The sequence below is a fragment of the Thiorhodococcus minor genome (assembly GCF_010820565.1).
Lineage (GTDB): Bacteria > Pseudomonadota > Gammaproteobacteria > Chromatiales > Chromatiaceae > Thiorhodococcus > Thiorhodococcus minor.
In genome coordinates, this window is the sequence record NZ_JAAIJQ010000137.1 from 1 (window position 1) to 9,033 (window position 9,033).

The window sequence follows — 9,033 nt, forward strand, 5'->3', positions numbered from 1 at the left end:
CGCCCCCCCCGGGGGTGGTTGGCCCCGCGGCCGCCCCCCCGCCGGGCCCTGGGGGGCGCGCCCCCCCCCCGCGCGGGGCCCCGGCGCGGGGCGCGCCCCCGCTCCCACCGGTCAAGCGATTGGGCTCAACGATGATCGAGGCCCAGTGCCCCGATGTTTGAAAGAGCGCCAAACCTGCGGCCTTTCGCATGAAAGCGCGGCAAAACGACCGCTGGAAGCTGGCCGCTGGTGGCTGGCAGCGATTGCTTCGCTAGTCCATCCAGCCGAGCACGTCACGTGCGATCGACCAGCGCGGCTTGCCGTTCTTGACCGCCTGACCCTGCACCCAGTAGTCGTAGAGCGCATCCAGCTCGCCGCTTTGCTGTTTGAGCAGCAGCCAGTTGTCGACATAGTCCTTCATCAGGGTGTCGCCCTTGCGCAGGGCCAGTGCGATGGGCACCCGGATGGCCGGCTTGGGCACGACCAGACTGTAGCTGGGATGCAGCAGGGTGTAGGCGGAGCCGATCATGGCGAGGGTCACTAGAGCGTCTGCCGGCTCGTTTCCGTCCTTGGTGAAGAAGTCGTCCAGGCTGTCGAGGCGGACGATCTCGGCCATGGGTGCCCCGCGCTTGATGTGGTGCTCGTAGAGTGAGAGGCCGCTGAGGACGGCGATGCGCAGATCGTCGCGCTCGCGCAGGGCGGCCATGCTGGAGAAGGCCTTGCGCTGGGCGTCCGAGATGACCACGCCCAGGCCGTCGGTCAGATAGGGCACGGAGAAGGTGGCGCGACGCGCCCGCTCCGGCGTGATGGTCAGGCCGGTCGCGATGAGGTCGCAGTACCCGTCGTCGAGCAGGTCCGCGAAGCGCTCGCGCTCGATCGGGATGAGGTCGAGCCGCACGTCGAGATCGGCGGCGAGCGCGTGCATCAGCTCGATGTCGTATCCAACCAGGCTCCCCGCGCTATTGACATAGGACTGAGGCAGCAAGCCTCCGACATAGCAGGCCCGCAGCGCGTCGCGCTCGGTGATCCTGTCCAGTGCGGATTGCCCGGGGCTGGCGGGGTCCTCGGGCCGCGGGGCTGGCTCGCTGGCGTCGGAATCGACGCGCGTGCGCGGCCAGGGGGCCTCCTTGAAGGTCATGGACAGGATGGCGTCGTCCTTGGTGTAGCGGTTCTCCACCAGGGTCGAGAAGATGAGATTGATCAGCAGCAGGGTGCCGATCCCGAGGGCCGCCGACCCCGTGATGAAAACCCCCAGGCGGCGCCAGCGCACCTTGAGAACGCCGGCCACGGCGGCAGTGATCAGGATGGACAGGGCGACCGTATGCACACCGGCCAGCAGGGTGCCGAAGCGCCCGGTGAAGACGTCCACGGCGACGAAGAGATTGAACATGTCCGCTGGGACGTTCATCAGGTCCAGCAGGAAGGGCAGGGCGATGACGACCTCGCCGAAAAAACTGAAGAGGCCCGAGGCGAGAAACTCCGGATACTGAGACAGGGGCACCGGGTTTCCGGCGAACCAGCCGGCGAAGAGGACGAAGGACAGGGCGATCAGCTTGCCCAGGTTGGGGATGTTGAAGTTGATGGGGGTCACCACGTCGACCACCGAGCTGGACTCCTCGCGCGAGACGCCGGCCCGCTCCAGGATCTCCTTGGTCGACTCCGCCAGCAGCGGCAGCACGATCAGGAGCGAGCCGGTCGCGAAGGCCGTGACCAGGGCGTCTCGCGTCGTCACCAGGGTGTCCTTGAAGCCGATCGGCGTCAGCGCGGAGACCAGCCCCGGAACCACCCAGAGACTCAGCAGCAGGGCCATGGCGATATAGGTCACGATGTAGACCTGCACGCGGCCGAACTCCTCCACGCCCATGGTCCCCGCTGCCGTGGCCGTCAATGCGAAGACCCCGATCGGTGCGAGCTTGGCGACGAACTGGGCGATGAGCATGAGCGCGTGGCTCAGCTCGTCGAGGAAATCCACCAGCATCGCCTTGCCGCGTAGCAGCGAGGTGGCGAGCCCCATGGCGATGCAGAAGAGGACGATGGCGGGGATGGTGCCGTCGCTGAGCGCCGCGAAGGGGTTGGCCGGGATGTAGAGGGCGAGGAAATCCGTGGGCGTCGGCTCCTCCAGGAGGCTGGTGCTGTAGAAGGAGGCCGATTCCCAGTCGGGATAGCCCAGCGGGATGAGCGCGACCACGACCAGGATGAGGCCCCAGAAGATGAGGATGAGGCCGCCGCCCTTGACCGCGAGCAGCTTGATGCGATCCATGCTCAGACGGCCGATGGCGGCGATCAGCGAGACGACGATGTAGGGGATGACCGTCATCTGCAGCAGGGCGATGAAGATGGATCCCAGCGGCTGCACGACGGCGGCCGACTCGCCGAAGAAGAGGCCGGCGCTGATCCCGAGCACCAGGCCGATGATGACCTGACCGGACAGCCCGATGCGCGGTCGCTTCGGGCGCTGGTCCTCGGCGATGCTGTCCGCGGTCGTGCTGGTGCTCATTCCGCGGTCTCTGCGGGCGCGGCGTTCAGTACCTCCGCGCTGACGTGGTCTTCACCGGGCAGCGCGTCCCAGACCTTGCGGAAGTCGGCATCGTCGAGCAGACGTTTCAGCAGCGGCGGCTCGATGCCGAGCCCGGTCTCCGGGATGACGGAGTAGCGCTTGAGGACGGGGTTGATCAGCAGCGCCCGGCGGGCCGCCTCGGATGCGGCGTCCATGGCGCCGGCCTCCGCCTGAGCGCCCGCGAGCGCGATGAATCCCGCGTCGCTGAATTCGTAGAGGTCGACGGCCTCTTCGGCCTTGGCGAGGGCCGTCTCGACGGCCCGGGCATGCGCCTCCTCGTCCTTGGTCTGGCGTGCCTGCCGCAGTGCGGCGTGGGCCTCGCTCACGGCGATCTGCGAGAGCCGAATGCCGAGGAGCCTGTAGAGCTCCTTGATGGGTGTCGGGTGGTCTTCGACGTGCAGATCCACCAGCCGATCGTTGGCGCCCATGTAGCCCGCGCCCTGACGCACCACCAGGAGTGCCGCCGACTGACGGCCGCGCGCGTCGCCGCCTGCCGCCTGGCCCGCCGCCAGCGCGGTGACGAGCCGGGTCGCCAGATCGCCGTCGGTCGTCTCGAAGGTGGCGGCCATGGCGTCCACGACCTCCGGGCCTGCGAGCAGATTGCCTTGCACCGCATAGTTGTCGCCCGTCTTGCCGCCCGACCAGGGCAGGGTCTCCTGACCCGTGAAGGTCGCCGCCGAGCCGTCCGCCGCGACGATGCCGACCTGGCGCTGCGCGCGCAGCGGGTCTTCGGCAAGGAGGCGCTCCAGCGTCTTGTCCGGGGGCTCGCCGGCCTCGAGCCGTCCGAGGCCCTGGGGTCCATAGAGGATGTTGCCCCGCGCCTGCGTGGCCAGGGCGCCGACATTGGCCCGCGCATGCGGCACCACGGCGCCGACGCCGAAATACTTGGACTGCACCGCCACGCCGAGATCGCCCGTCGTCGCGTCGCGCGCGACGATGGAGAAGGTGGCGATGTGAGTGTCGGCCTGGGGCTGGGGCGAGAGGAGGGCGAAGAGGAGCAGAATCGAGATGACGAGAAGAGGGCGGCGATCCAAGACCTCTGGAGTCAGCTGCCGGCGGGAGCGAGTGCCCGTGACCATGGCTGTTACCTCTGGGAATCTTTGCGCGGAAAGGCGATCGCGCGGCCGCAATCATAGGTGACCGGGCTGGGGTTTGCACAGGTGGCGCGCTTGTACAGGCCATTCCGTGAAATCCCCCTCGGAGCCATCAGCGACGAGGCTGCGAGACTCCTACACCGCTGTTGCCGAAGCGCCCGAGCCCTGACGACGCTGGATCTCCTCGGCGATTGGCTTTGGTCGCAACTGGATAGAAGCGGGCACTAGCCCGCTGGGGTGTGCTTGTCGGCTCTGCGCGGATTGCTGTCTGTCGCCTACCTTGGTGCAGTGACCGTAGTCGACCCTTTGCTGCCGCAGAAACCGTCTAACTGAGCGACCGCAATGGAGCGCCCTCCGGACATGGAGGCATAGGGTCGAATCAAGTATGGGCTGAGCTTGCGAAGCACATCCTTCGTGATCACTGCCAGCGTGCAGGAAGCTCCGGTCGCGAAACTCCAGCTTCGCGAGGAGGAACGAATTCGCCATCAGTGTCAATTTCTTGTGCATCCTTTCGGGCTATTTGCGGAATAGGTGAGCCTGAAGATCATCCAGCCGACACCACCCCGAGGCACACAAATTCTGGTAGCAAGAGCCTGAGTCTCGGCGGGAGGAGCCGGCGTTGACGCTGTGCAGCGAAATCGGTCTCCACTCTAGTAACGGAGTGTTGGCGCTGCTCGACGAGACAAACACGATCTGGAAATATTCGGATCGCCCCCCCCTTTTCACCAAAGACGCTGGGAAAGTCCGACACCCTGCTAGAATCGGGGTCTCACGACGCCTCGCGCGCGAACGCTCCTGACCGCCATGTTCCGATTGACCGAACTTTCAACCGTTGGCTACCGTGCCTTTCCGGGCCGCCTCGACCTCGAATTGCGCCCGTTGACCCTGCTCTACGGACGCAACAACGCCGGTAAGAGCGCGGTGCTCAGGCTGCTGCCGATCCTCGCCGACTCGGTGGCGGACGCTGCGACCTCCCCCTTCGACATCGGCCGGGTCGCCGGTTCGGGCACGAGCTTTCTGGATGTGCCGGCTCGTGCCGGCGAGGCGGCACCGCTCAAGCAAGTGACACTGACGCTCGTCTGGACGGATGCCGACGAGCAGCGCTGCCACGACGCCTTCATCCTCAAGTACATCGACGAGGCCAACCAAACCATCGTCGCAAGCTACCGATGCTCGTCTCCTGTTGCGGTGACCTGTGATATGGCAGCACAACCCTGGCCGGATCACGAGACCTATCGCGTGAGCGTGGGTGGCGACGGGTCGGGGGATCAGACCATTCGGCCCCGTTTCTCCGGGCTGGTGCCGGCGGCCGACTCAGCCCTGCCGGCGGCCCTGGGCGGCCTGCGCGAGCGGTTGCTCCGGCTGCGCGGACAGATCCAATGGCTGCATTCGGTACGAGGGCGTTGGCCACGCCTGGTCACCAAAACGGGCCGCCGATTCGTCCTGCTCGATGCTGACGGCGCGAACGCCGCCGAGGCCGTATTGACCAACCCGACAGTATTCGATGACGTGGCCGCCTGGTACGCACGGCCTGAGATCGGCCGGCGCTTGGAACGGATAGACGCGGCGGTCGGGCAGCCCATTTACCGACTGCTGCTGAATCCGAGCAGCGGACCCTTGCGTGACATCGATCTGCTCGATACCGGTGAGGGTATGATCCAGGTGCTCCCGGTCCTCGTCGCCGCCGCGCTGGCGCGCGCGCGCGGCGACGCTGGGATACTCGCCGTCGAAGAGCCGGAGAGCCATCTGCATGCCAACGCCCAGCAGGCATTGGCGGACCATCTATGCGAGATCGCGGCTGGCGCGAGCGCACCAACCATCGTCGTCGAGACCCACTCGCGCGTCTTGATGCTCGGCGTGCAACTGGCCCTCGCCGAGGGACGCTTACCGCCGGAGCGGGTACGCGCCTATTGGATCGACCAGGAGTCCACCGGCGAGAGTATCGCGACACCGGTCGATTTCGACCGGCATGGTCGCCCGCTCGGGGGGTGGCCGCAGGCCGCGTTCGACGAGGATCAGGCCCTCGCCCGCCGTTTACTGGACCAACAGTTGCAAGGTGGCGCCTTCGGCTGACCATGCGCGTCCTGATCGATGCCGCATTCTTTGCCGGTCACGAGGCCGATGAGCTGGCGTTTCTGGAGCTGTTCTCGCTGGCGCACGATGGCCGGCACCTGCTGCTGACCGCGCCGGCCTTCGGGCCGGATGGTCCCCGCGAGGTGCTCGACTGGCTGGCAGGTTTGCCTGAGGTCTGCTGTCGGCAGATCAAGCAGGTTCTGGAGCAAGGCGTGCGCGCCGCAAGCGGCTTGCCGGCGGATGCGGTGGGCGTCAGGCTGGTGGCCGGGAGCAGCTCCGACTGGCCAGCCGGCCGGCTCTGCCTCCAGGACGCGCGACGGCTGCTGCAGACGCCGCTGGGCGTCATGGTCGAGAATCGCCGCGCCGACTGGCGCTTTCTGTTGGCATTGGCGCCACCAGCCCAGCGCTACCAATTGCAGCAGGCCCTCGACCACGGCTGGCTGGAGATTCTGCACGCTGGCGGGCTGGGAGAAATGAAGGCATGGCTCGAAGAACTGCTGGATCAGCCCTTCACGTACTCCAGCAACGCCACGAGGCTGTTGCGCCTATGGGTGATGTTCGATCGCGATGCCGATCCCGCCGACCGCAGCCAGCCCTCCCAAGAGTCCATCGCCATGAAGACCTTGTGCGAATCCGCACCCGCGCGGCCCTGGACCTTGGGCCACTATCGACTCGGTCGGCGCACCATCGAGAACTATCTGCCGGAGGCGGCGTTGCGCCGTTGGCAGTCGGAGAGGTCCGGCGCCGAAGGCACAAGGCGCCGGGAGGTCGTCGATGCGTTTTGCAAGCTGCGTCGAGACCAACCCGCAGCGGCGCGGCAGTACCCTATGAAGTCGGGCCTGTTGGCGGATCTATCCGATGAGGCGAGGAAGGATGTGGAAGGGAAGCCACGTCGGATTCAGGACTTGGATCTTGTTCGCTTCAACCAGTTGTCCGCAGCGGACCATGCCAGGCTCAAGGAGTTCGGCTGGCTCGATGGGGCGAGGCGTTGGATCCAGGATGCCGACCTCGATCCTTTATTCCAGGGGTTGTCCGATACCGACCGCAAGGCACTCAGGAAAGGGTTTGGAGGAAAGATCGCGACCTATCTGGAGAATGTCGGGGAAGCGGAGTTCCGCCACGAATTCGAGCGTCACCTTGCGCAGGGCGAGCCCGACCGCGAAACCATCCTTAACACCCTGTTCGCGAGGCTCTAGCCGATGGCCGGATTGTTCGAGACTCCGCAAGTGCCCCGGCTGCCGACCTTGCTCGCGGAGGTCAGGAGCGGAGCGATCCTGATCCCGAACTTCCAGCGTCCGTTCGAGTGGGACGATGATCGCCGGCTCGATCTGCTCGACAGCGTGGACAAGGAGATGCCGATCGGGGCGATCCTAGTCTGGCGCACACGCGAGCACAGGCTGGCTTGCCTAGAAACCCTCGGTGCCTTTGGTCTGCCCAGCGGGCCGGGTCCGCAGGTGCCCCGCGCCTACCTGCTTGATGGGCATCAGCGCCTCGCGACCCTGTATGCGGCCTTGAACTGGACGGATAACCGGGACGATCTGCTCGCGGCGGGCGTGCGCTGGCCGGTGTGGTACGACTTGGCGGCCGAGCCCGGCGACCGGCCGTTTCGCTTCCTCCCGCAGAAGCGGCAGCCGCCGCCGAGCTGGCTCCCGATGTACGCTTTGCTAGAGCCCAAGCGGTTGTATGAACAGCAGAAGCGTCTGCTCGATGAGGGGCTCGACGAGGAATCGCAGCGGGCCGAGCTGCTCGCGAACCGCTTCAAGGACTACCAGATTCCGATCATGCCCCTGATCAGCGAGGACCTGCGCCTGGTTACGGACAGCTTCGTGCGGGTCAACAGCGGCGGCAAGCGGATGAACGAGACTCACATGGTCCGGGCATTGGCCTATGCCGACGACTGCGACGTCGAGGGCAAGATCGAGGCGCTACGTGCGGAATTGGAGCCGCTCGGCTGGGGTGCGCTCGACGATCAGATCCTGCTGAACGTGCTGAAGGTTCGATGGGGCCTGCATATCTATGGCGCCGTCCCGCGGGAACTGAATGAGCTGGTGCAGCAGCATGGTTGCCACCCAGTATTCGACGAATTGCGTCGGTCAATTGGATGGGCCGTTCGGCTGCTCGCGGATCTCGGCGTCCGCGGACCGCGCGCGCTACCCTATGCGGCCCAGCTCATCGCCATCGCCGAGCTCGGCCGCCGGCTGAACGGCAACGAACCCGATCAGAGCCAAAACGCGACAGTGAGCCGTTGGTTCTGGGCAACGACCTACGGCGAATACTTTACCGGAATGCCCGGCAATCGTTTTCGGGATGCAATCGATGCTCTGTATCAGGCCGTCACCGAGGGCTGCGACCCGATCCCACCCGATCTGATCCGCGAGGTCGACCCGATCCATACCTTTAACTTCCGCGCGACGCGCACCAAGGCGCTGGCGTTACGGATGACCTGGAGGATCGCGGACGACCAGCTTCGCGAGCGCACCCAGCAAGCCCTGGGCGAGCAAGGAGTGGACGCGGTTCATCTCTTGTTCGCAAGGCGAGGTGCAAGGCTGCCGGAAAACCGGATCGTGGCGCTGCCTGAAGAGCTCCAACGGGTGCGACAGGGGCTCATGTGGTCAAGGGACCTCTTTCTATTCGGCACATCGAGGGATCCGAGCGCGGCGATTGAAGCGAAGCACCTCGCGCGAAGCCGCCTCCTGAGCGAGTATTTGATCCTGCCAGATGCGCCGGTCACGCACGATTCTCAGGGAGATGAGATTGCGGATGCCCTCGAACACATCCTGACCGACCGCCGGACGCGGATCGACGAGGTCGAACGCGCTTTTCTCGACCGGATCGGCTTCTCTTTCGCCAGCGACGAGGCGGCGGAATGATGGGCGGCTTGGACATCGCAGCCATGCCTTGCGACGACGCATCGCGCTCGGAGCATCCGAGGGCATCGATCTCTCGATCTCGAATCGCTCCGACCAAAGCGGACAATGCCCCTCGTGGCCGATCGCTATCGACGATTCGCGCAAGCAATAGGTCGTGAACACCAGGGGTTATTTTTCTTGCTGTTGGCTGCCCATGGCGGCACCCTGACTCGCCTTGATCTGGCGGACTATCAAATTCGCTCTCATGCGTTGCGGTGGATTGGCGCGAAACGCTTTAGAGCACTGCGAGTGCATTCAGCGGTCAGTCGATATTGCGAACGCGTCCGATCGGCCGGACCTGAGTGCGCAGCGGGCCGGCCGCTATGAGTCCCTTTGCAACGGGCGCAACCTGCCGAGCGCGCCCGATCTGCGTACACGAAGTTGTGATCTTTGACCTGGGTGAGTTGGCAGGAGAGCGCAG

The 9,033-nt window shown here is 65.7% G+C and carries 5 protein-coding genes; 3 read left to right on the forward strand and 2 right to left on the reverse strand.

Annotation, left to right across the window (positions count from 1 at the left end; genetic code table 11):
* Nucleotides 1-250 precede the first annotated feature (250 nt).
* A complete protein-coding gene (locus tag G3446_RS24705; protein ID WP_164456344.1) occupies nucleotides 251-2,476 on the reverse strand; it encodes a cation:dicarboxylate symporter family transporter in 2,226 nt (741 codons plus the stop codon).
* Nucleotides 2,473-3,615, reverse strand: a complete 1,143-nt coding sequence (locus G3446_RS24710) for a DUF1028 domain-containing protein (protein WP_164456346.1) — start codon at nucleotides 3,613-3,615, stop codon at nucleotides 2,473-2,475. The genes G3446_RS24705 and G3446_RS24710 overlap by 4 nt, the downstream gene beginning before the upstream one ends.
* Nucleotides 3,616-4,434: 819 nt before the next feature.
* On the opposite strand from G3446_RS24710, the gene G3446_RS24715 reads away from it, so the two are divergent.
* Genes G3446_RS24715 through G3446_RS24725 form a run of 3 tightly spaced genes read left to right on the forward strand, consistent with a single transcriptional unit; the run spans nucleotide 4,435 to nucleotide 8,573 of the window.
* Entirely contained in the window at nucleotides 4,435-5,703 is a 1,269-nt protein-coding gene (locus tag G3446_RS24715; RefSeq protein ID WP_164456348.1) for an AAA family ATPase, read from the forward strand.
* 2 nt (nucleotides 5,704-5,705) lie between these two features.
* Complete coding sequence (locus tag G3446_RS24720; RefSeq protein ID WP_164456350.1) at nucleotides 5,706-6,899, forward strand: hypothetical protein; 1,194 nt, start codon at nucleotides 5,706-5,708, stop codon at nucleotides 6,897-6,899.
* Between the two features lie 30 nt (nucleotides 6,900-6,929).
* A complete protein-coding gene (locus G3446_RS24725) occupies nucleotides 6,930-8,573 on the forward strand; it encodes a GmrSD restriction endonuclease domain-containing protein (RefSeq protein WP_164456352.1) in 1,644 nt (547 codons plus the stop codon).
* The last annotated feature ends 460 nt before the right edge of the window (nucleotides 8,574-9,033 follow it).

What these genes read in the sequence shown, in the direction of transcription:
- G3446_RS24705 (WP_164456344.1), bottom strand. Translation starts at nt 2,476, where the DNA reads ATGAGCACCAGCACGACCGCGGACAGCATCGCCGAGGACCAGCGCCCG.
- G3446_RS24710 (WP_164456346.1), bottom strand. Translation starts at nt 3,615, where the DNA reads ATGGTCACGGGCACTCGCTCCCGCCGGCAGCTGACTCCAGAGGTCTTG.
- G3446_RS24715 (WP_164456348.1), top strand. Translation starts at nt 4,435, where the DNA reads ATGTTCCGATTGACCGAACTTTCAACCGTTGGCTACCGTGCCTTTCCG.
- G3446_RS24720 (WP_164456350.1), top strand. Translation starts at nt 5,706, where the DNA reads ATGCGCGTCCTGATCGATGCCGCATTCTTTGCCGGTCACGAGGCCGAT.